Raw genomic sequence first — 23,759 nt, 5'->3', positions numbered from 1 at the left:
GACATTTTCTCCCAAAAGATATTTCGGTTATTGTATCCCTAAATATCTTCTATTATACCCAACAACATAATACTATGCAATCGTCTAAAAGATATTTTGGTTAATATATACCCAAACATCTTCTAGATTCTTTCCATATTCATATATAATATAAACACCAAAAACGGCAGGCCGTCTGTTATATGACCACCTGCCTGTTACCTGCTCTAATACTATTTTCCGTGTATCATCAGTCAATCAAACTGAAATTTTCGAGTGTGTCGCTAAATTAGATTTTTTCATCAATTATCATTACTAAAATACTCATTTCTAAGTATGGAATAATAAACTTCATCCACAATACCTTGATTACAGGTTCCCGACTGCCTAATTATTCCTTCTTTTTTCATTCCCATTTTCTGCATTACACTTCCTGAGTTTGGATTACCTGCAGCATGCTTTGCATATACACGTTTGACTTTTACTTCTTCAAAAAAGAATTTTACCAATGCCCTTCCTGCTTCTGCAGTTATACCTTTTCCCCACCATCTGCTTCCAATACCATACCCGAGCTCCACACTTTCTGTTGCCTCATCGAGACTTACTACTGATATATCTCCAACCAGTTCATGCGAATCTTTTAACTCAATTGTCCAAAAATAGAAATCCTGCTTATCATACGATTCTATCCAATCAATTAGTAATTGCTTTGTCTCGTCGACATTTTTATGCGGTTGCCAACTTAAAAACTTTGTTACATCTTTTTCTGTTACCCAGTTTTTAAACATGATTTCTGCATCATCTAATACATGTCGTTTAAGAACTAATCTATCTGTTTCTATTCTAATTGTGCCCTTATGTTCCATACGCATCCTCCATCATCAAGAAAATTCCGATTTGATAAAATGAGATTATATCCACCATTCTGGTGTTAAATCGCCAAGCGTTACTATTCGCTCATTTTCATAATCCATCATTATCTCAATTTTTCGATATTCTTCTGGCATTAGCTGTGTCATAAATTCCCTGCAAGCTCCGCAAGGTGGAATGGCTTTTCCATCTCCATCAATAGCAATTACTCGTTTAATAGCATCCTCACCATTTGTAATCATATTGAAGATAGCATTTCTTTCGGCACATACGCCCAAAGTACACGCTGTATCTACGCACACCCCAACATAAATTTTACCCGATATAGATTCTACCGCAGCAGCAACTCCTCCTGCTTCAATAATTTTCGAAACATCTCGTGGTTTTAATACCTGTTTTACTGCATCGTATAACTCTTCCCATTTATTATCCATAAATTTCAGTTCTCCTTTATAACTTTCGATTTATCTTTCTACTCAACTACACGCCAACTTCTTTAAAAGATTAACATAATATTTAAGCTCATTCAAGGAACTCAAATAAACACACAAGTGGAATACCTCAAATTAAGTTTGTTTATTTGAAATTGCAATATAACTGCATATAGAAATCAGGAAACTTATACAGTACAAAACAACCGCTCCAAAACTAAACAATACTTCTCCCAAATAAGTTAGTCCTGGCATAAATCCATATCCAGGAAGATTATTATAGTAAATCATCAGTCCTATGGATATAAGTAGCGAAATTAGTTCTGCCGAAAACAATATCCGCCAAAGTTTTTTTGTTTTCTTGCGAATGGTTATCACAAATAATATTATTTGAAATATTAAAATTACTATATATGTAATCAGTAGGAACAGTGCCATTACTATTTTCCTCCGTAAGTTCCGAGTTATATGATAATCCAAGTGAACATTAAATACAAATAAGGCAATAATGCCATAATCTCATTGAATACGAACAGCTTGCTTCCAATTTGAATCTTATACTTTGTTCTCGCTTTCTTATAGAAAAACACGCAGCAAATCGTTGTTGCAATAATAACAATTTTTTCAAAGAGTATTTTCATCAACACCGGTAATACTAATACAGGAAATATATCGGAAATTGTATTGGAGGTTTTTATCATGAGAAATTTTATCTTATCGTGTGAATCGACAACGGATCTGTCATATTCTTATCTGAATGAACGGGAAATTGCAGTCATTCCTTATACTTACATCATTCATGAACATGTATACGAGGATAACATGGAACGAAATCCGGATCTGATGCCGAAGTATTATAAGATGTTGGAAAAAGGGCTGTTGCCTACAACCTCCCAGATCAACGAAGCTTCCTATTATGATTTCTTTGAAGGACTGATACAGAATGGTGATGTGCTTCATATCACCTTCAGCTCCGCCTTAAGCGGATCGGCAAATAATGCCTATCGTGCGGCGGCAGCAATAAAAAAGAACTATCCGGGAAAGCAGCTGCAGGTCATTGATTCTCTCTGCGGTGCAGGAGGGTATGGATTGTTAACGGACTACGTTGCTGATATGCGGGATGAAGGTCTTTCATTGGCAGCAGCTGCTGACTGGATCATGAAGCATCGTACCTGTATCCATCACCAGTTTTTTACAACCGATCTCACCTTTCTACACCATAGCGGACGGATCAGCGGCGCTGCTTCCCATATCGCATCGATCCTGAACATTCATCCTCTGATCCGGCTGGATCAGAACGGAATGGCAGATGCCTATACAAAAGTCCGTGGCAAGAAGCGCGCCGTAAGAGAGGTGATCTCTGAGATGGAATACTACGCAGAAAACGGGACAGACTACAATGGAAAATGCTTCATCTCCCATGCTGCCTGCCCCGAGCTTGCTTATCTGTTAAAGAACTCCGTCCTACAGACATTTCCGAATGTCACTCATCCGGTACGCATCTTAAATGCCGGTACAATTACCGCATCCCACTGCGGTCCCGGCGCTGCCGGACTGTTCTTTCTCGGACGCGAACGCCCGTATTAATTTAATATTCATCCGGTACAAGTACCTTTTCAATCTCTGCGATATAGTATCTGTGATAATCCTTATCCGGATATACCTTTGCTCCTTCCTCAGGATCAGCAAAGGTAGCAGGATCAATATCTCCTTCGCACATTTTTCTGCAAATGAGTGTAATGCCTGCCTCCTTGATAACCGGAACATCACCACAGAAATCAAGGGTGATCCCTGCTCCTGCAAATTTATCCGCTACATCCTTACCGGATGTTCTTCCGCAATAAGTCAGTGCCTTTCTGTACTCTTCCGGAAGCACACAAACGGAAAATTCCTTCTGTTCATCGATAAACTGCTTTGTATATCTCTGTGGGCGGATATAAATCGTGATAACAGGCTTTGACCAGAACTCACCAAAGGAACCCCAGCTTACTGTCATCGTATTTGCCTTCTCATGATCTCCTGCAGTTACAAGTGCCCACTTTTTGTTGATCATTTCGATCAGATTTCCTTTTAATTCCTCTGCATTGATTTCTTTCATCTTGATAATACCTCACTTTTCTGATTACTCAGTTCCTGAAGTGTTTACTGTAACAAAAATACATTCTGATACAATAATGAGGCACTGATCATTCTCAATGCCTCATTGCAAAATCGTATGGTACACTGGTATTACCAGCTGGTTTTTGGCTCATTATACCATCCGCTTTTGTTTTGTCAACCAACAGCTTTTCAGAAACAAATCGTTTTTTATTACTTTTAAACACAGGTTTTATAATATATGAAATTATTTTCAACCTTATGCTTTTCTTTTTTTATTTTATTTTATTCAGATATCAAATACGATAACTTTATTTTTATTTTTTTATAGTGATCGGTCTGTTTTAATCCTGTGATCGGTCTGTTTTCAGATCAAACACACCCTGTCCATATCGTTTAAACTGCATCATCATCTCATGTGTCAGACTCAGATGTTCTCCATAGTCCGGGATCTGCTCGCGCTCTACCCATTCGCCGCTTGCAAGTTCTTCATGATCGATGGTCAGTTCCGGTTCATGCTCATCTGACTTTTTTCTGTCTGCCTGACAGAAGAATCCCATCAGCAGATTGCTGTCAAATCCCCACGGCTGTGATTTGTAATACCGGATATTCTTAACCGGTATTCCGACTTCCTCCATCACCTCACGCCGAACCGTTTCCTCTACCGTCTCACCTATTTCCGTAAAGCCGGCGATCAGGGCGTATCGTTTATACTCTCTTGCAGCGTAAGTTGTAAGAATGATACGATTGCCATCTGTCACTCCGACAATTACTGCCGGTGCGATCGTTGGGAAGATCAGATGTCCGCAGGACGGACAACGGAGCATCCGTTCTTTCTCATCCGGGAGCACAGGCGTTCCGCAGGCTCCACAATAGCAGTTCATCGAATACCACAGATGCAGATGCCATCCGGTTGCCGCCGCAAGCACTTCTTCCTTTGGCTTGCAACTTCTGGTCTTATACATGCTCCGGTATTCATAACCCGGAATCTCCAGACGCTCTCCCCAATTTACATCAGTTGCTCCATTCGCTGATCTTTCAACATAATAAGGCTCTGTTGTCCGGACAAGATCCTGCGGCCGATACAGAAAATACTGTCTGTCATCGATCACAAACAGGTAGGTCAGATTATCCTGCCATGATGCATCCTGCGTGACCGTATCATTTATTCCTATATAGCTTTTATATTCCGAGACAGTGAGCCAGACCAGCTCATGCTCATCCTCCACCTTTTTGGCAAGGATCAGTTTCTCGGAAAATACAAGGATCACATCATCATTCTTCGGCGGTTTTCGATATGCATATTCATTATGAAACCGTTTTGGTTCTATATCCTGTATCATCTTCCTATACCAGACAGGCTGTCTGATACGATATGAAAACATCTGTATTATCAGTGCTTTTATATGCGGATCAGCCAGCCTGTTTCTTTCTTTTTGAATTTATACCATGAATCATTTCTGTCGACACTGTCGTTTCGATTCATATATGGACACAGCCTTGCGTCTCTGTTATTACTTCTTTAACTGAGCCAGACGTTCTTCAACCTGGGCTTTCATTTCTGTATATTTCGCAAGCTTGGCTTTTTCTTCTTCTACCTTGGCAGCCGGTGCTTTATCTACAAATTTAGGATTTGCAAGCATACCGGATGCACGCTTGATCTCGCCGGCCAGACGACCGGATTCTTTCTCCAGACGCTCGATCTCTTTGTCGATATCAACCAGCTCTGCAAGCGGAATATAGAGTGCGGCATCATGTATCAGAGTAGATACTGCATTCTCATCAATACCATTCTTGCTATCCTGAATGAATACCTCACTTGCATATCCAAGTGTTGCAAAGAAATTCTTTGATGCTTCAAATATATCACGGATCTCACTCTTAGCAGATACAACATATACAGTTGCTTTCTTGCTTGGCGGTACGTTCATACCGGTACGCAGATTACGGATCGCACGAACCGCAGCCTTGATCGTATCAACTGCATTTTCATCCTGCTTGAAGCTCCACTCCTCTTTATATACAGGCCAGTCAGAGATCATGATAGATTCTTCCTCATCCTGAATATTACAGAAGATCTCCTCCGTGATAAACGGCATATATGGATGTAATAATTTCAATGCCCGGATCAGAACTGTCTTTAATGTCCAGAGGGCTGCTGCCTTTGTCTCGTCTGCATCATTGTAAAGTCTTGGCTTAACCATCTCGATATACCAGTCACAGAATTCTTCCCATATGAAGTCATATACCTTGGAAACTGCGATACCCAACTCGTATTTCTCCATATTATCTGTCATCTCAACTGCCAGATCATTGACCTTGGATAAGATCCAGCGGTCAGCGATCGTAAGATCAGATAATTTTACATTTGAGAAATCCGCCTTTTCCATGTTCATCATAATGAATCTGGATGCATTCCAGATCTTATTTGCAAAGTTTCTGGAATTCTCTACACGCTCCCAATAGAAACGCATATCATTTCCCGGTGCATTACCTGTGATCAGTGTCAGACGAAGGGCATCTGCACCGTATTTATCAATAACCTCAAGCGGATCGATACCGTTTCCAAGAGACTTACTCATCTTCCGGCCCTGATCGTCACGAACCAGTCCGTGGATCAGAACATGCTTAAATGGGCTCTTTCCTGTCTGCTCCAGTGCGGAGAATACCATACGGATAACCCAGAAGAAGATAATATCGTAGCCGGTTACAAGTACGTCAGTCGGATAGAAATATTCATATTCCGGTGTCTTCTTTGGCCAGCCAAGTGTTGAGAATGGCCAGAGTGCGGATGAGAACCATGTATCCAGTGTATCTTCATCCTGTGTCAGATGTGTGCATCCACATTTCGGACATACCGTCGGAACTTCTCTGGAAACGATCGTCTCATGACACTCATCACAGTAATAAGCCGGGATTCTGTGTCCCCACCAAAGCTGACGGGAGATACACCAGTCGCGGATATTTTCAAGCCAGTGGATGTATGTCTTATCAAACTGCTCCGGTACAAATTCCAGCTCATCTGTCTTGATCAGATCAAGAGCTGCCTGGCCCATTTCCTTCATACGGACAAACCACTGTGGCTTGATCATTGGCTCTACCGTTGTCTTACATCTGTCATGTGTTCCTACATTATGTGTGTGTGGTACAACCTTTACAAGAAGACCTTCTTTTTCCAGATCTGCTACCATTGCTTTTCTTGCTTCATAACGATCCATGCCTGCGTATTTGCCGCCCTTCTCGTTGATCGTAGCATCATCGTTTAAAATATTGATTTCTTCCAGATTGTGTCTCTTACCTACTTCGAAGTCGTTCGGATCATGTGCCGGTGTAATCTTTACACAACCTGTTCCGAATTCCATATCTACATATTCATCTGCGATAACAGGGATCTCTCTGTCTGTTAAAGGAAGCTTCAGCATCTTACCGATGATATCCTTATAACGCTCATCCTTTGGATTTACAGCAACCGCCGTATCACCAAGCAGGGTTTCCGGTCTGGTCGTTGCGATCTCTACATATCTTCCTTCTTCTCCAACGATCGGATAATTGATATGCCAGAAATGTCCTTCCTGCTCTACATGCTCTACCTCTGCGTCCGAAATGGATGTCTTACATACAGGACACCAGTTGATGATCCTGGAACCTTTGTAGATATATCCCTTTTCATAGAGATTGACAAATACTTCCTTAACTGCTTCTGAACATCCCTCGTCCATTGTAAAACGCTCTCTGTCCCAGTCAGCAGATGAACCCAGCTTCTTTAACTGGTTTACGATTCTTCCGCCGTATTCTTCTTTCCATTTCCAGGCATGCTGTAAGAAAGCCTCTCTGCCGATCTCCTTCTTATCAATACCTTCTGCCTTTAATTTCTCTGTTACCTTTACCTCTGTAGCGATCGCTGCATGGTCTGTACCCGGCTGCCATAATGCACTGTAGCCCTGCATTCTCTTGAAACGAATGAGGATATCCTGCATCGTATTGTCCAGGGCATGACCCATATGAAGCTGTCCGGTTACATTTGGAGGCGGCATAACGATCGTAAATGGTTTCTTACTGCGATCTACCTCTGCATGAAAATATTTCTTATCTTCCCATTTTCTGTACAGCCTGTCTTCTATATCGGCCGGATTGTATGTCTTTTCCAGTTCTTTCATCTGTTCCATCCTTTCTGTTTTTATAGCATCTTTAGTGGAGCGTTTTTCCTTTACAGAATCAATCTTCTTACATAGAAAAAGCCCTTTGAAACATCTCTGTTCCAAAGGGCGTATCTTACGCGTTACCACCTTAATTTATCACTCATCTTATTCTGTAACGGGAACGACCCGGCGCATCCTACTGAACATTTCGGATGTGCTGCTCCAAAGCTACCTTCCCACAAATTTCCTCGAAAGACCTTTCAGCCTGTGGATCTTCCTCTCTGGCAGTTCTTTTATGGTACTCCTCTTTTTCCTTGCATTTATGCTGTTAAACTAAATCTCATAGTACAACAGAAGTCTTTCCAGTGTCAAGCGGTTTTAAACGTAATCTTGCTATTTTTCATACATCAATACTCTTTCCCACGGCATAAGTGTCGCTCCATCATCCTCTGGGAAACATGCACTCATCTGATCCGATATCACCTTTAACTTTTTCCGTATTCTTTCATAGCTAAAGAATCCATTATCATTCTGCTGATCCGTCATGGCATATTCAAATACTCTCGCACGGTCTTCATTTGGAAAGCTTTTTGAGTAGGTGTCAATAAATGCAATCTCTGACGCATCACCGGATGAAAATGCAACATAGGTATTGTCATAGCTATTTTCATTTGCAATATAATCGTAATCATAATCGAATCCATCCGGGTTGCACTCCGACCAAATTCCTTCATCAAACCAACAGCCGGTGTAATTCATATGGTTCTCGATCGCATGGAAGATCTCGTGGTGGATCGTGCTGATATAGGAGGACTGATCATTGATATCAATAACCAGAAATGTGTCATTCTCCAGAGTATTCTGAACTCCGGCAGCTGTTGTAAGTGCCGTTTCATCTGTTCCTATGATCGCACCTGCCAGATAGATCTTTAATATGCTTCCATATCCATCATCCAGATTTTTCAACATCCGATCCGGATATTTCTTCAACTCATTCTTCAGGACTTCCAGTGACTGCGCGGTCAGAAGTGCATTGTCTGATGCCTCATACCGGTAGATATCCTTGCTGCACTCCGTCACTTCATCAAATATATGTACCTCTACACCATTTTGATCTCCGATATCCTTTGCCTGCTGCCGCAGCTCCTGCTTCAACTCATCGGACGGATGATCCAGATAACTCCATGGATAACGGTAGACTCTGGAATCACCGGAAATGCTGCGCGCATCGTTCAGATCCCATATGTATACTTCCGGTGTGAGTCCGCTCGTTGAAAATGCAAAGAAGTTGTATGTATCTATATAAGTACCTTGATCGATATAAATATAATTTGTTTCATCAAACGGAAATGTTACTGCAAGTCTGCTTTCACATTTACCGGTATCCACATTATAGATCCGAAACTGCAGCTTCTGTGTATTCGTCTCCTGCGACTGGCTGGCACTGCCATACATAGCCAGACCATGTTCTACATCGCATCCAACCTGAAAATCACCTGTATTATCCGGGAACAAAATTCCCGGTTCTTCCCCGGAAGTTTCTCCATACACCTGATAGACCTGATCATCCGCATATACCGATGCGTAGTACTTATCCCCACTTCCTTCAAATTGCACGATATCATAATCACCGGTTTCTTTTATATCTTCACCGGTCACACTATAACATCTGACCTCCACACGTTCTGCCGTATTATCATATGCCGACACCACCAGATACTCCGGTTCTTCCGCATATCCTAGCAACGTTGTATCTTTTCCTTCTCCTGAATACGCCGGACACACCTCTGACTCTTCCCCCGACCGCAGATCATATTCATAGATCTGTCCATCCTCTGCATTTATATAGAAGAAGCCGGTGAGATCCTTTGACATCAGATAACTGTCCGGTGTCCCCTTTTCGATCGGCATAACAGTCTCCTGCTCCAACAATGCTCCATACCGGATCAGCTCTTTGTTGCCTTTATCATAGAGAACCACCTCATCGGTTCCATTTGAAAATACATCTGACGCATATGTATTCTTCGGGCAGCTTACAACCACTTTCTGCCTGAGATCCGCCAGATCATATAGTGCCAGATAACCATCTTCTCCTACGCCATACTGGATTCCAAGTGCATCCCCAAAAGCAAACATCTTATTAATGTAAATATTATCTTCCTCTACTTTCATATCCAGTTGATACAGGTTCGTATGTCCGGATACCTTTGCCTGCCTGTAGTATTCTCCCGAGACGATTGATTTCCACTCTTCTTCTGTGGTCGTTTCTTCGGTTGTCGTCTGTGAGCCATCTGCCCTGTCAGTATTTTCTTCTGTCAGATACCCGGAGGTTGTTCCCCCATTCTTATCCCCACCTGTCACCTGACAGCCTGTTATCTGTCCAAGTGCCATGCTGATAACCAGCACTCCTGCCAGCCATCTGCCGATACCTTTCCTGTAATTCTTTCTCATATATGCACCCCATTTCTATGCCATTATAATACCCCTAATTTATTTCCACTTTTTAACAGAATATCATATATTAATTTCCTTGTAACTAATAAAAACCATCAAAATGATGGTTTTTAAGCACTGTTTCGCCATCATTTTAATGGTTTTATATGTTGATCAATTATTCAAAGCATTATCCCAGGATCACTGCCTGCCCGGAGCTTAACCGTATACGGTTGCCATTTAAGCATACGTCATTCTTATTATCTAACAAAACATGAAGCTTCGGCTGCTCATTTGTAGTCAGCAGATCAACCGTGATATCTTCTCTACTGTAATTCGTTATAATGTAAACGGTCTGGTCTTCCGTCTTTCTTGCATATGCAAATATTCCATCCTTCTCCACAAACATTGGAACGACCTTGCCATAGGTAAATACTTCTTTGTAGTCCTCGGACTTACGAAGTGCGATCAGCTTCTGGTAATAGTACCATACTGAATCTTCCCTGCCAAGCTGTTCTTTTACATTGATCTCTTTATAATTTGGATTTACAAAGAGCCATGGTGTTCCGGTTGTAAATCCTGCCTGTGCAGAATCATCCCACTGCATTGGTGTTCTGGCATTATCCCTGCTGTTCTCATAGCAGGCTTCCATCGCTTCTTCTACCGTGCAGCCAGCATCGATTGCAACTGCATATTCATTCTTTGTACTAATATCATTGTAATCATCGATTGAAGCCATATGACAGTTACGCATACCGATCTCTTGTCCCTGATAAATAAACGGAATACCACGCAGCATAACACTGATCGTTCCCAGCAATTTGATTCCGTCTTCATTCTGAAGGTAATCTGGCAGATAACGGCTCGCACCTCTTGGCTCATCGTGATTCTCTATAATATTTGCAAGGAAGCCGACATCTTCACATTCCTTCTGTGCATGGAAGATCACCTTTTTCAGATCATCAAATCCGACCTTCTTCGCATCGTACCAGCCATGATCGCCAAAGGTCATCTCATGCGCTGAGAAATCAAACATCGTTGAAAAATGTCCGTCGTCACCGATAAATTCTTCCAGCTCATCCTTCTTCATATTGAATACTTCAGCAACTGTAAACGCATCGTACTTTTCAAATGTATGCTTCTTCAGATCCTCTAACAGTTCACCAACGCCATCGACGCCCTCAACCATATGGAAGATTCCTGTCATTCCATCCGGTCCGTCCGGCTCATAATCCGGAAAACTCAGATCTTTCTTGATATTGATGATCGCATCGATACGGAAGCCTGCAACGCCCTTATCCAGCCACCAGTTGATCATGGTATATAATTCATTTAATACCTCTGGATTGTTCCAGTTCAGATCCGGCTGTTCCTTTGCAAACATATGAAGATAATAATAGTCCGTTCCTTCTACTTTCTCCCATGCGCTTCCACCAAAATAAGACCGGTAATTGCTTGGCGGATTGCCGTCTTTTCCCTTACGGAAATAAAAATAATCGCCATATTTACCCGCCGGATCTTTTAATGCTTTCTGGAACCATTCATGCTGGTCAGAACAGTGATTAATAACAAGATCCATAATGATATACATATCTCGCTTCTTCGCTTCTGCTAACAGCTCATCGAATTCTTCCATCGTTCCAAAGATCTCATCGATCTTATAATAATCTGAAATATCATAACCCTGATCGACAAATGGAGACTGATAGATCGGAGATAACCAGATAATATCGATTCCCAGACTTTTCAGATAATCTAAATGATCGATCACGCCACGAAGATCACCGATTCCATCTCCATTTGTATCCTGAAAACTCTTTGGATATATCTGATATGCTACTTTACCATGCCACCATTTTCTTTTCATTATAAAAACCTCCTGTGTTCCTTTTATACTGTCTGTATCTGTTCCACCATCGGATACAGATACTCGTTCTTTTTACACTTTAATTACAGTATACGGAATCCATAGAGGTTTTCTATCTTTAAATTGACTATTTCATTGTACTATTTTGACTTTTTACGATATTCGGAAGGTGTCATGCCCTTCTCCTTTTTAAAGCGTCTGATAAAATATCCGATATTGTCAAATCCACAGGCAGATGCAATATCTATGATCTTATCCTCTGTCTCTGCAAGTGCCGTTGCCGCTTTCTCCACACGGATCATATTGATATATTCTGTGATCGTCTTCCCGATATTCTTCTTAAAATATCGGCAAAAATACTGTTCATTCATATTGACCAGCTCCGCCAGTTCGGACAAGCGGATCGGTGAACCGTAATGCTCCCCGATATACTGCAGCACCTTTTTCAGATTCTCTACCGTTCCGGATTCTTCCCTGTCTTCCCTGACCTGTCTTGTAAACAGGTCATACTTATATGCAACTGCGATCAATTCTAACATCTTTGCCTTGATATTCAAATAGAGCATATTTTTCTGTAGATTCTGTTTCAGTTCTCCTGCCACGTTCTCACGCGTTATTGAAGAATCCAGATGCTGCACTTTCTTCGTATCATGTTCTTTCATCTGCCTAAGCACCTGTTCAATCTCTTTATAACAGGCACTCAATTCCTCAAATGCCGCATCCCCACTCTGGCACAGAACCGGCATCCGAAGCTTTCCTTCTGCAAGTGGGCCAAGCACCTTCGCCTCCGCCGCATCATACCGTTCAAAGCACAGGATATCAAGAGGGAACACAACCGCACTTTCTATACCATCCTTTTCCAGGATCAGTGCATGCAGTTCTTCCGGATGGATGCACATAAATGCCGGTGCATGAACCTGATACTCTTTTGTATTTATCCATACCGGGAAATCACCTTTTTGAAAATAGATCCATTCCATTTCCTCATGCCAATGCGGAACCACATGCCACTCATTTTCTCCGTTCCATTCGTACAAAGCAACCGGATACTGCACCGTTCCATGTGTTCTATTCTCTTTTAACGATGTATTTGCCATTTCCTGCTTTTTCATGCTTTGGTCCTTTCTTATTTTATGCTGGACATCTTCTATATTTCATTATACACTTTTCCTATATGGGGACAAATGGTTTTATATCGTACATTGCATTTATTTTCCTTGGAATCGGTATCGTACTGATCATAATTGCCGTTATATTACTGATACGCTATATAAAACAGGTGACCGCATTTAAGAAATACAAACCTGCATGGGAAAAACACAAAAGCATTTATGATGATTTTGCCATAGAACTGAATCACTGGTATGATTCCGGACTTCTGCCAAAGAGACTCCCGGAACCACATATTTTTCAAGAAACACCGCATGGTATACCGTTGACCTGATGAATGAACATATCACCAGACGACTGCGGTTTGAGAATTCATCCGGCATCATATATGACCGGGATTCCGATGATACGATGTATGAATCTGTTGTCCACACACCAAATGAAGCCGAGCTTCATCATATGACAATGACCTGTCCGAACTGTGGCGCTGTCAACCCGGTTGCTGCCCTGACACAGGGCTTGTCCATACTGCAGTACCGTTTTCCAGATAAAGGATCTGTTCCCACGTGTCACGAATACCTATTTTATCCGAAATAATGCTTCCATGAAAAATGTAAACAAACGAGGCTCCACCATATGGATTACTATGCTGGTTGTATTTCTATTTACTTTTATTTCCTTTCTTTCAGACCGGGAGAATCCGATTCCTGCCAGCCTGATCATGTCCTATTTTGTCACACTGATCTTCGGCGGCATCACCGGACTTATGCTTTCATCCGTTCTTTTGATCATTAAGCAGTTCAATCGTGACGGTCGAAAACGTATTCCATTCTGGTCTTATGTGACAGCAAAGGGAAAGATCTCACGAGCATTTGCGCCTTATGATCCTGTTTTTTCTTTTGAGAAATTTGAAGGCCAGATCATCGCCCTGATCCGCATGACCGTTCTGGCAGATCACCCGGAAAACCTTGCTTTCTATCGTGGTTCTTCTTTTGATCCATATTTTCAGGATATCATCGAGATGACCTACATGCAGGCTTTAACTGTCAATAATATCCACATGGAGGGAAGTGAGCTGTGCCTGAATCTTCGTACCTGGTGGATAAATTACAGTGAACATGATGGCGCCATAAACCGTCGGGGCGACTGTATCGACATCACCCTCCGGAGAAATACCGCCTACATAGAACCGCCCGGTTTCTCCATTACTTCCGTCCACTGCCCTGCCTGTGGCGCAAGCTTCGATACTGTACGCCAGCGCAACTGCCCTTACTGTGGCAACGAATATCATATGGAGAATGCAGGATTTATTATTGAAAAGCTGGCGCTTGTTCCATGATAGAGCCTGCCACATAATACACATTTGCATGTAAAGACTCATGATATTTTCTGCCCACCGCATATTGCCCGATCCGTAAATGCGGGTGCCTATCTGAGTCCGAAGGACGAGTTGGCACAGGAGCATTTACGAATCAGGCATGTGCAGAGAATAGACAATCTGGCACGTCATTATAGGGGGATTCATATTATATATGAAGAATGCGTCATACTGTGAAAAAAAGCTGGAGATTTTCTTAAGAACATCGGCTGTTATATAATTCAATCCCCTTGATAAAGACATTCATGATTTTTCGTTGCGAACTGCACATTGCCAGTAAATGCGGGTGCCTGTCTGAGCCCGAAGGGCGAGTTGGCACAGGAGCATTTACGGATCAGGCATATGCAGTGAGCAGAAAATATCATGAGCCTTTACAAGGGGATTCGTATTATATAGCAGCCGATGTCTGAAAATCTTCGGCTTTTTATCATTATGCCATTACTCGCCAAGGATGTGACGGGCTACATAGATACCACTGGCGGAGGCATGGGACAACGAATGCGTTACGCCACTGCCATCTCCGATCACATATAAGCCCTTGTGGCAGCTTTCCAGATTCTCATCCAACTCCACTTCCATGTTGTAGAACTTAACCTCCACACCATATAACAGAGTATCATCATTTGCTGTTCCCGGTGCTACCTTATCCAGTGCATAGATCATTTCCATGATTCCATCTAAGATACGCTTTGGAAGGACAAGACTCAGATCACCCGGTGTTGCCGTTAAGGTCGGTGTTACCAGCCCTTCTTCAATACGCTTCACGGTACTTCTTCTGCCTCGGACTAGGTCGCCAAACCGCTGTACAATGACACCACCGCCTAGCATGTTTGATAATCTTGCGATACTTTCACCATATCCGTTACTGTCCTTAAATGGCTCTGAGAAATGCTTGGAAACCAGAAGTGCAAAGTTTGTATTCTCTGTCTTCTTCTCATCACCCTCATAGCTGTGTCCGTTTACAGTGATGATACCATTCGTATTCTCATTTACCACAATTCCATTTGGATTCATACAGAAGGTTCTGACATTATCTTCGAATTTCTCTGTACGATATACAATCTTGCTTTCATATAATTCATCCGTCAGATGTGAGAAGATAACTGCCGGAAGCTCCACACGGACTCCGATATCGACACGGTTGGATTTTGTAGGAATCTCAAGCTCCTTACATACCTTTTCCATCCATTTGCTTCCGCTTCGTCCAACGGATACGATACATTTCTCACAGTCGAATTCACCCTTATCACAGATGATACGATAACCACCATCAATGACCTGTACTGTATCAACCGGTGTATCAAAATAAAAGTCCATATGATCCTTCATCTGATCATACAGATTCTGAAGAACAACATAGTTGATATCAGTTCCCAGATGGCGAACCGACGCATCTAAAAGCTTCAGCTTGTTCTGAAGACATAGCTTCTTGAACTTCGTTCCGGCGGTTGAATAAAGCTTTGTTCCATCGCCGCCATTTTCCATATTAATCTCATCTACATACTTCATCAGGTCAACAGCTTTCTGCTTACCGATATATTCATACAGTGTTCCACCAAAATCATTTGTGATATTGTATTTTCCATCTGAGAATGCACCTGCTCCGCCAAATCCACACATGATCGAGCAATGCTTACAGTTAATACAATTCTTGATCTTATCGCCATCAATCGGACATTTTCTCTTTTTTAAAGTATATCCTTCTTCGAATACAGCGATCTTACACTCCGGTTTCTTCTTCATCAGTTCATATGCCGCAAAGATTCCTCCCGGTCCTGCACCGATAATAATCACATCATACTTCATACACAACTTTACCTTTCATTTATCAGACAAGCTGATCCCTGAATTCGTCTTTTAATTCCGACAGGATCGTATCCATACGCCTGTCATAATCTTCAATATGTCCATGAAGTCGGTTATAAACCGCTTTCTGGACTTTATTGTAGATTGGAAGCTCCCGCACATCTTCTTTAGAATCTCCGACTTCACTCATCAGATCCTCTAAAAAGTTCGCAGGAAGTCCTCGTTTCTTAATCTCTTTTTCAAGTGTCGCAGTATCCACTGTAACTGCCAGCACACAGAAATATTCGATCAGGGATTCCTCATTCTTATTTAACGAATATGCCTTAATAAAATAGCTCTTTGCTTCATCAAGCTGAAGATTTCCGGCCAGAGCAACTGCTTTATTATGATATACATTTCCGAGGAATTCATCCTCCTGTTTTTCTTTTTCCAGATAGCAGATGACCTCATCATAGATCGCACCCGCTTTTATATAATGCTTGTACCGCAGATATCCATCCGCCCGCAGCTTCTCGACTTCGTATGATTTTAACGTACGAAGCTTCTGGCATTCCGCCATAAACTGCCGTACTTCTTCACTGCTGTAATATCCGCCATACACAAGAATCTCCACCATGATATCCTGAACAAATGCATGCTTGTCAAGTAATGTATCGATCTTATCCGCAAGCTCTGTGAGATCAAGCTCTCTTCTGATCCATGCCGACAATCTCGCCGTCACATCTTCTTCCCCAACCAGCACCATATTATTATACAGGTAGTAACACAATTCCTCGTAGGAATATACAGATACCTTGGTATTCAGGAACGTATATGGATTCTGTGCAGTTTTTGTATTACATACAATTATTTTTCCCATTTCAGGTCAAATTCCTTCCTATATATCTTATTTGTGGTCGGGAACATCGTTCCAAATCCTTCATCCCTGATAACAACCGCTCCCTTTTCCGCACTGTAGAATTCCGCTTCCAGTGAGATCTTGGTCGTCTTCGGCGGACGCTTCGGCAGTCCGTGGATCTCGATATGCTCCTTATCATAATCTCCTGTCAATATGTTGCGATAGATCAGCTCCACCTGATTTGATTCGTCCGGAAAGATATATAATTTTCCCTTTGTGTGGAACCATTCCTGTCCTCCTCTGGTGATCGGCACAAATGTCTTGCTGTCATCATTTAAACTGATACCTATATCAAAGCCAACTGTATATTCCGACCGGATCAGATAACGATCAAGCACCTTGCTGTGCCGATCGCCAAATGCCCGGTAGCAGGCTCCCTTTGTATAGATATTCTGACCGACAAATACCCGTCTTCCCTGACAGAGGATCGTCGCCGACTCCTTCAGCCAGTTATCTGCAAAGCCAATTCCAGTCAGGAACACCGAGGACACATAAGTCTCTGCCAGAAGCTCCTGACAGATCGCTGCGAACTGCTCATCCAACTCCTCATCGTCCTTCTTAAACGCTGAAAATGTCAAGCGGTCTTTCAGGTTTTGATGAAATACATCCACAATCTCCGGTGATTTGTTATGCGTAATATCGAATCTGTAATAATCAAGCCCGCTGCTGTTAAAATCAAACAACACCACACTGTTATTTCTTAACGACTCCGGCTGATTAAAGATGTAATAAATTCCACTGTCTATATGGCTTGTGATCTCAAACTGTTCATCACTTAAATGAAGTGCTTCCTGTAACTCCTGCACCGCCTTAATGATATGAATATCGGCATCTGCGATCGTTACTACCAGCCGCCTGATCTCATAGCTTTCAAACTGTTTTGTAAATTCCCGGATATGAAGCAGCAGCATTTTGACCAGAAGGTCTTTTGCTTTATAACTTGTTCCATAGATCTCCGTGTCCTCGTTGATGATCGTCTTCTGGTAAATACGATCAACCACCACGCCATCTTCCTTGAACCGTTTCCCTGCAGCCACCGCTCCGACACTCCAACCGGATTCATCCTTTGCTCCGGTTCCGTCTTTATATTTATCTGTATAAAACATAATATTTGGAAGCAGATATGTATCTTTGGAATCACTGTGACAGATTGATTCCGGTACTCCTTCATCCAGCTTATAATAACTTAACTGTGTATACTCCGGACTCAGATCCAATCCCAGATATAATGGATGTTCCGTCATGTTATCTCCTCCTGTTTCTGCTGTCTTATAACAATATCAGATTCTCCTCAAAGAAATGTGTGTTATTCAGATAGGTATCCATCGCCTGGATCAGCTCCTGATCATTTCTTGTCTCCTGACTGATCAGCATACTGTTGATCAGCTCAAATCGATTACTGTTCTTCTTATGACATGTTGTATTCTTTAAAATATCACTCTCAACGATGGATGAATTACCGCTCTCCGCACCATCAATGGAATATAACAGCGTCTCTCCGTGGAACACAACAAATTCCTTGATATAAATTCCCGGTATGATCTCATTCATTCGCTCCGATTTGTAATGTGCCATACTGTTGCTTTCCTGTCCGAAGCTGTAGCTTACCCAGATCTGTCTGCCGCTCTCACCCTTAAAGATCAGATAGGTCTTAAACTTCATATCATCCGGCAACGTTACAAAGGATGCAAATTCTTTAAAGAGCGGCAGGATCTTACTGCTGTCTATAAAATGACGAACTGTATTCCGGATCCATTCCTTCTGTTCTGCCGAGAACCGTCCACCGCAGCCTGCAAAATAAGAGAGCAGCGCCATCTCTGAAATCTCATCTGTAATGTTCTTCTTCGCCACCTCTTTATACAGACATTCCATGATATCCGCAGGAATCTTCAGATCCTTGATAATATACTGGTATGCACAGAACCGTAAAAATGCCTTGACTACCATGCCCCTGCTTCTGCCTGCGTAATAAAGCGCAAAGATATCAAAGATTGCCTCTGTATAAGCATCCGCAAACATCATCTGTGCCAAGATATTCTCTGCAAGCATATCAATATCACGATAATTTGTGTTAACTGCCTTAAACAGCTCTGCCATTTCCTCTAACGAACCATTATAGTTATTGATCAGGAATGCCAGAACCTTCTGTGTCGCATACCCCCTCCGGTACAGATATACACAGATGGATAATAACGTCCGATCATCATCATAGCGCTTATCGGATATTCCGAATTCCGCGATCCGTATCAGTTCATCCACATCCACATCTACATATCCAAACCGATGGATTCCATTAAATGCCTGCTCATACATCCGTAAAGAAATGTAATATGTAATGATCCGGGAAGCGTCCTCCACTTCCACATAATCCAGATCAATTCGCGACAGATATTTATATAAAATGTCCGCATCATAATTCTCATGATAATACTCAACCATATGGCGGAGTGCTCTCTGCCGGATCAGATAACTGATATTCGGGCAGTTAGAGATATCACGCGCCAGATTGATCTCGGATGCATCCTTATATGAGAAGCTGTCTATATCGTTATACTCAAATAATAACAGGCGGTAATCCTTCGAATTATACTCTTTACAGATATCCAGATAATTTTCTTCTCCAACAACCGGCTCAAGCCGGTATGGTACCGTATTGATATATCTGCAGCCCCGACTGTCAAGTAATGTAATGATAGCGGATTCTGACACAATCTCTACATAAGCTTCTCCGTCAATCACATCCACCTGTTCACTCTTTTCCAGTTCCTCATGTGTTACAACCACTGATACAATATTCTTATTCCGACATGTCAGCTTCTGCTTGAATATGATATTAATTAACTTTGATGCAAATTCCGGTTTCACACTCTCCGGCTCCAGAAATTCTTCATAGATAACCGTCAGATCATCACTCACTTCTCCGTCAATGATCTTCTTCTCCATGAAGTTCTCGATTGCCGGAATATACTCATGGAACACATTCATATTCTGTGCCTTATTCATTATGACATTTGCATAGAGATATGCCAGCTCTTCATCATCTAACGTATTCTTGTAATTGAAATAACGGAGAATGGATTCCGGTATCGGCTGATACGTCTTCTTATCCATGCTCTTTAAGAAGCCCTCATACAAACCAACATATTTAATTCCTGCATTTGCCGCATCCTGATAATATACATGATACTCTTTATCACATTTTTTAAATCTGAGAAGGATTTCACATATCGTATCCAAGGTCATACGGTCATGTTTTGCTGCATAGATATTCTCCAGCATCTTGAATGCGTGAATATCAAAGAGCTTCATTCTTGCAGCCGTCTTTACGAATTCCATAATGACATCTTCGGATACAAATTCATGCCGCATACCCCATCGGATAGCTGAGATCTCAAGCGGTGCGATCCGTTTCATCATAAGCGGCTGCTTATTGAACATATCACATATTTCAAAGTAAATAACCGGGCTGTTTACACCCTCATTATATAATTTCCGGATATCCTCATAAAGGTTCCATTTATCCTCTGTATAACTGTAATCCACAAATAACAGCAGCCAGAAATAAAACAGCTTGTCCTTCTCCTGTTCCAGTCGTCCGCGGACAAGTCTTGCCGTGCTGTCGATCATGTCCTTATCCTTTGTCAGAAGTGATTTCAGATAACTGTAATAACACTTCTCCATGCTGCCTGCCTCGTTCAGATCGGCATCTGCATCGATACGGACAAATTCCTGTTTTACATATTCTGTCTTGCCCTCTAACAGCTTCATATGAAGCAGTCCCAGCCGATAGATGTTATCCTCCGGTCTGTATTTGACCAGTGTTTCCAGTGCCTCTGTCGAACGTTTCGTGTAATCAGCAAGTGACATCTTATCCGTACGGAAATCAATGTATGCTTTTGCCAGTGCCTCATGACCTTTCTTGATCATGAAATTCACATGACGGTTCTTCGGCTCGGTTCTCTGAACCTCCGGCTTCTTTATGCTGACTTTCACGCTGATGTTCTGCAGGGTATTATTAAAATGGATATAACCTGCCGATACCCCTTCCGGGATCTTCGTCGGATCGATCAGGAAGTTCAGCTCATAATTATTTCCAGTGAAATCCTGACCTGTGATTCGGGTTGCTTCCGGGATCAGGAAATCGCTGTCTGATGTAATATAGGTATGGGTATAACCCCAGGTGTTCTTATTTACGGAGATCGTTGCACGAACCAGCTCATCCGGCATCTCGATCAACAGCTCACGCTGCTTTGCTGTCAGTGTAAGCACACGTTTCTTATGGGTATATACAAGGAATTCTTCCATTGCCTGATTGATGGATAACGATTTCTTCAGGCTCTCATAGACTCCCTTAATGATCGCGTCATCCCCTAAAAAGGTACGCACGAATTCCGGGCTGTCAAAGATCTGAACTGCTACATCCCAGTGCTCCTCTGCGAAGGTCGCGAACTGGAACAGATCCTCGATCCGTTTGTCTTCTACCAGAACATAAGGTGGAACAACCTCTACGCTGTACGGGATCTTATATTCTCCACCATCCGTTATGATGTTGATATGTCCTTTAAAGCTCTTGCCTTCTTCGATTCCGCGGGCATCAAAAGAAAAGGCAACCGTATTCCGTCTGCCTACAAATGTATGACTCTTAAAATCGAACAGGTATCTGCTGTCATATACCATCAATTTGATCGGTACATCATTCTTTGACACCACCTTAAAGGTTCCCTGAAATATGGAGCCGGCTTCCACAGCCAGTTCCAGCTTTGCAATGGAAATATCAATATCCGGTCTTTCTACATTGAATTCTCCTCTGGCGTACTGTTCTACGATCCCTTTCATCTGGTTCTCCTTGCTTTCGTAATCATTTTATTAAAACTCATGTATTTTTCTTGTAATTAAATCCCCGAATCGGTATAATTATATAAAAACATATATTTTGATTATAGCAAAATAAATAGTTTTTTGAAACATTATATATGGAAAAAGAGGAATTTTTTATGGGAAAAAGTACGTCACATCATTCTGGGAGCAATCTGCTCTCCCAGAATGAATCTGTAAGATTTGACCTGAACATGAATCCGCTCGGGGTTCCGGATTCTGTCAAAAATGTCATTCTTAACAGTATCGAAGATCTGAAGCGTTACCCGGATGGCTCATATACAAGATTAAAAGACAGTATTGCAGGCTATTCTGGTGCGGATCCGGACGATATCATTGTCGGAAGCTGCTCATATGAATTTATCAAACTCCTGATCGAATTCAACAGTCCAAAACATGCTGTTCTTCTTTCACCGGGAGCACAAAATTATGAGAAGCTCCTAAAAATGAACGGCTGTGATATCACATATTATCAGTTATCCGAAGAGGAAAATTATGAACTGGATATTGCGGATTTCATCTCTACGTTAAATGAGTCCATTGATATGGCATTTATCTCGAATCCAAATGGAACAACGTCACAGGTTATCGACCGCGAATCTCTGGAATTCATTGCAAAGATCTGCGCAGGAAATGATATTGCACTGGTCGTTGATGAGGAGTATATGGATTTCGTTCAGGATAAGGATGATTGCACCGCTATTCCGCTGGTTAAGGAATATGACAATCTCTACGTTCTCAGAAACACAAGTAAATTCTTTGCAGTACCCGGTCTTCGATTAGCCTATGCGATCACATCTAATCCGGTTTTTAAAAAGACAATGTCAATCACCGGTTTTCCTTATGCGATCAACGCACTTGCCGAGGCAGCCGGCATTGATATGTTCAAGGATGCTTCCTACATAAGTAAGACCCAGACACTGATGAAGACGGAACGGAATCTCGTCTATTCTGCACTGGCAAGCCGCAAGACGATTAAGCTCTATAAGCCGGATGCAAATTTTATTCTGGTTAAATTATTAAAGACCGATATTACTGCTCAGACAGTTGTGGAACATTGCCAGAGTAAGGGATTGTATATCAGAAGCTGTGCCGACATCACAGGATTGGATAATTCTTATATCCGCTTCTGCTTCATGAATCCGGAACAGAATGATCTGGTCGTTAACACTATTTTAGAGGTTGTATAATAAATTATATATGTTATTTAAATGAAAGGGTGGTACATACATATGAAACATGAACCAATGAAATTAACATCTTCTTACAATAATCAGTTATATATCAAAGTGATGAACGGTCACTTTGCTACAAACCATTCTCATATCAACCAGTATATCGATATGACAACCTTGAAGGTCAGAGGCACTATGGCTGCTGCCGCTGCCAAATCCATGGGAACCGAATATATGGCATCAACCATTGTTGACACGATCGTCTGCATGGACGGAACTGAAGTGATCGGTGCTTATCTGGCAGAAACCTTAAGTCAGAACGGTATCACTTCCATGAACCAGCACAAATCCATCTACGTTGTTACACCTGAGGTTCACAGCTCCGGCCAGTTGATCTTCCGTGACAACCTCCAGCCAATGATCGAAGGCAAGCATGTGCTTCTTCTGATCGCATCTGCTACAACCGGTAAAACGATCAAAAAGAGCCTGGAATGTATCAAATACTATGGAGGTTCTATCGCAGGTATCTCTGCTATCTTCTCTGTTGCAACAGAGGTTGACGGCTATCCGGTACATGCACTGTTTACCGAAAAGGATCTTCCTGATTACAAGACCTATCCTCATGATCAGTGTCCAATGTGTCAGGCCGGAAACCGCATTGAAGCTATTGTAAACAGCTATGGTTATTCTGAATTATAATA

17 protein-coding genes and 1 other annotated feature are annotated in these 23,759 nt (G+C 41.9%); of the genes, 5 read left to right on the top strand and 12 right to left on the bottom strand.

Features of this window, described 5'->3' with window-relative positions; all coding sequences use genetic code 11:
• Positions 1 to 281: 281 nt before the first annotated feature.
• On the bottom strand, positions 282 to 845 hold the full coding sequence (locus tag WKT03_RS12570) for a GNAT family N-acetyltransferase (protein WP_015534086.1): 564 nt from the start codon (positions 843 to 845) through the stop codon (positions 282 to 284).
• 45 nt (positions 846 to 890) lie between these two features.
• Positions 891 to 1,283 carry a cytidine deaminase family protein gene (locus tag WKT03_RS12565; RefSeq protein ID WP_118675303.1) on the bottom strand — a complete coding sequence of 131 codons (393 nt, stop codon included), beginning with the start codon at positions 1,281 to 1,283 and terminating at the stop codon, positions 891 to 893.
• Between the two features lie 696 nt (positions 1,284 to 1,979).
• Between WKT03_RS12565 and WKT03_RS12560 the strand changes: the two genes are divergently transcribed.
• Positions 1,980 to 2,867, top strand: a complete 888-nt coding sequence (locus WKT03_RS12560) for a DegV family protein (RefSeq protein WP_021944624.1) — start codon at positions 1,980 to 1,982, stop codon at positions 2,865 to 2,867.
• A gap of 1 nt (position 2,868) precedes the next feature.
• On the opposite strand, the gene WKT03_RS12555 is transcribed toward WKT03_RS12560, so the two are convergent.
• From WKT03_RS12555 to WKT03_RS12530, 6 genes are all read right to left on the bottom strand, one after another.
• Positions 2,869 to 3,378 (bottom strand): flavin reductase family protein, encoded by a 510-nt coding sequence (locus tag WKT03_RS12555; RefSeq protein WP_021944623.1) that lies wholly within the window; start codon positions 3,376 to 3,378, stop codon positions 2,869 to 2,871.
• Between the two features lie 343 nt (positions 3,379 to 3,721).
• Positions 3,722 to 4,720: an NAD(+) diphosphatase gene (nudC, locus tag WKT03_RS12550; RefSeq protein ID WP_117785860.1), complete on the bottom strand. Its 999-nt coding sequence runs from the start codon at positions 4,718 to 4,720 to the stop codon at positions 3,722 to 3,724.
• A 171-nt stretch (positions 4,721 to 4,891) separates the two neighbouring features.
• Positions 4,892 to 7,534 (bottom strand): valine--tRNA ligase, encoded by a 2,643-nt coding sequence (locus tag WKT03_RS12545; protein WP_044945721.1) that lies wholly within the window; start codon positions 7,532 to 7,534, stop codon positions 4,892 to 4,894.
• 101 nt (positions 7,535 to 7,635) lie between these two features.
• Positions 7,636 to 7,840, bottom strand: a binding site (T-box leader).
• Positions 7,841 to 7,909: 69 nt separating this feature from the next.
• Positions 7,910 to 9,967 carry a hypothetical protein gene (locus WKT03_RS12540; RefSeq protein ID WP_340392357.1) on the bottom strand — a complete coding sequence of 686 codons (2,058 nt, stop codon included), beginning with the start codon at positions 9,965 to 9,967 and terminating at the stop codon, positions 7,910 to 7,912.
• A gap of 172 nt (positions 9,968 to 10,139) precedes the next feature.
• Positions 10,140 to 11,816, bottom strand: a complete 1,677-nt coding sequence (locus WKT03_RS12535; protein WP_340392355.1) for a glycoside hydrolase family 13 protein — start codon at positions 11,814 to 11,816, stop codon at positions 10,140 to 10,142.
• Between the two features lie 140 nt (positions 11,817 to 11,956).
• Positions 11,957 to 12,928: an AraC family transcriptional regulator gene (locus tag WKT03_RS12530; protein WP_118675297.1), complete on the bottom strand. Its 972-nt coding sequence runs from the start codon at positions 12,926 to 12,928 to the stop codon at positions 11,957 to 11,959.
• Positions 12,929 to 13,259: 331 nt separating this feature from the next.
• Between WKT03_RS12530 and WKT03_RS12525 the strand changes: the two genes are divergently transcribed.
• Together WKT03_RS12525 and WKT03_RS12520 are read left to right on the top strand one after the other, a co-directional pair.
• On the top strand, positions 13,260 to 13,523 hold the full coding sequence (locus WKT03_RS12525) for a hypothetical protein (protein ID WP_118675296.1): 264 nt from the start codon (positions 13,260 to 13,262) through the stop codon (positions 13,521 to 13,523).
• A gap of 7 nt (positions 13,524 to 13,530) precedes the next feature.
• The gene (locus WKT03_RS12520; RefSeq protein WP_147353889.1) at positions 13,531 to 14,265 is read left to right on the top strand and encodes a zinc ribbon domain-containing protein; all 735 of its coding nucleotides are present in this window, start codon (positions 13,531 to 13,533) and stop codon (positions 14,263 to 14,265) included.
• A 477-nt stretch (positions 14,266 to 14,742) separates the two neighbouring features.
• On the opposite strand, the gene WKT03_RS12515 is transcribed toward WKT03_RS12520, so the two are convergent.
• Genes WKT03_RS12515 through WKT03_RS12500 form a run of 4 tightly spaced genes read right to left on the bottom strand, consistent with a single transcriptional unit; the run spans position 14,743 to position 21,844 of the window.
• Positions 14,743 to 16,110 (bottom strand): NAD(P)/FAD-dependent oxidoreductase, encoded by a 1,368-nt coding sequence (locus WKT03_RS12515; RefSeq protein WP_118675294.1) that lies wholly within the window; start codon positions 16,108 to 16,110, stop codon positions 14,743 to 14,745.
• A gap of 22 nt (positions 16,111 to 16,132) precedes the next feature.
• Positions 16,133 to 16,969 carry a hypothetical protein gene (locus tag WKT03_RS12510; RefSeq protein ID WP_117807230.1) on the bottom strand — a complete coding sequence of 279 codons (837 nt, stop codon included), beginning with the start codon at positions 16,967 to 16,969 and terminating at the stop codon, positions 16,133 to 16,135.
• Positions 16,957 to 18,252 (bottom strand): DUF5716 family protein, encoded by a 1,296-nt coding sequence (locus WKT03_RS12505; RefSeq protein ID WP_340392351.1) that lies wholly within the window; start codon positions 18,250 to 18,252, stop codon positions 16,957 to 16,959. The genes WKT03_RS12510 and WKT03_RS12505 overlap by 13 nt, the downstream gene beginning before the upstream one ends.
• A gap of 25 nt (positions 18,253 to 18,277) precedes the next feature.
• Positions 18,278 to 21,844, bottom strand: a complete 3,567-nt coding sequence (locus WKT03_RS12500) for a DUF5717 family protein (RefSeq protein ID WP_340392349.1) — start codon at positions 21,842 to 21,844, stop codon at positions 18,278 to 18,280.
• A gap of 158 nt (positions 21,845 to 22,002) precedes the next feature.
• Here WKT03_RS12500 and WKT03_RS12495 point away from each other — a divergent pair, with 158 nt between their 5' ends.
• Both WKT03_RS12495 and WKT03_RS12490 read left to right on the top strand, forming a co-directional pair.
• On the top strand, positions 22,003 to 23,073 hold the full coding sequence (locus tag WKT03_RS12495; protein ID WP_117785851.1) for a pyridoxal phosphate-dependent aminotransferase: 1,071 nt from the start codon (positions 22,003 to 22,005) through the stop codon (positions 23,071 to 23,073).
• Positions 23,074 to 23,115: 42 nt separating this feature from the next.
• Positions 23,116 to 23,757 (top strand): phosphoribosyltransferase, encoded by a 642-nt coding sequence (locus WKT03_RS12490; RefSeq protein WP_117785850.1) that lies wholly within the window; start codon positions 23,116 to 23,118, stop codon positions 23,755 to 23,757.
• Positions 23,758 to 23,759 lie beyond the last annotated feature (2 nt).

The sequence above is a fragment of the Coprococcus sp. HCN-4056 genome, assembly GCF_037892645.1.
Classification (GTDB): Bacteria; Bacillota; Clostridia; order Lachnospirales; family Lachnospiraceae; genus Coprococcus; species Coprococcus ammoniilyticus.
This window is presented reverse-complemented; position numbering and strand designations above follow the sequence as displayed.